Source organism: Rhodobacter capsulatus (assembly GCF_005144475.1).
GTDB lineage: Bacteria > Pseudomonadota > Alphaproteobacteria > Rhodobacterales > Rhodobacteraceae > Rhodobacter > Rhodobacter capsulatus_C.
Window position 1 is genome coordinate 1 of sequence record NZ_SWJZ01000132.1, and the last position, 563, is coordinate 563.

1 protein-coding gene is annotated in these 563 nt (G+C 61.6%); it reads left to right on the plus strand.

Annotated elements, in window-relative coordinates; genetic code table 11:
- Positions 1 to 563, plus strand: a 563-nt coding sequence (locus FBT96_RS19470) for a GTP-binding protein (RefSeq protein WP_136909590.1), incomplete at both ends; no start/stop codon positions are given.

A 563-nucleotide genomic window follows, 5' to 3' on the forward strand; every position in this document is an offset into this window, starting at 1 on the left:
ATGGCAAAGGCAAAGTTTGAACGGAACAAGCCGCACGTGAACATCGGCACGATCGGCCACGTGGACCACGGCAAGACGACGCTGACGGCGGCGATCACGAAGTACTACGGCGAATTCCGCGCCTATGACCAGATCGACGGTGCGCCGGAAGAGCGCGCGCGCGGGATCACGATCTCGACGGCGCACGTGGAATACGAAACGCCGAACCGTCACTACGCGCACGTGGACTGCCCCGGCCACGCCGACTATGTGAAGAACATGATCACCGGCGCGGCGCAGATGGACGGCGCGATTCTGGTGGTTGCGGCCTCGGACGGCCCGATGCCGCAAACGCGCGAGCACATCCTGCTCGGCCGTCAGGTGGGCATCCCCTACATGGTCGTCTACATGAACAAGGTTGACCTTGTTGACGACGAAGAGCTGCTCGAGCTGGTGGAAATGGAAGTCCGCGAACTTCTGTCGTCCTACGAATACCCCGGCGACGACATTCCGATCATCAAGGGCTCGGCCCACCAGGCGATGATCGGCGAGTCGAAAGAGATCGGCGAAGATTCGATCCACGC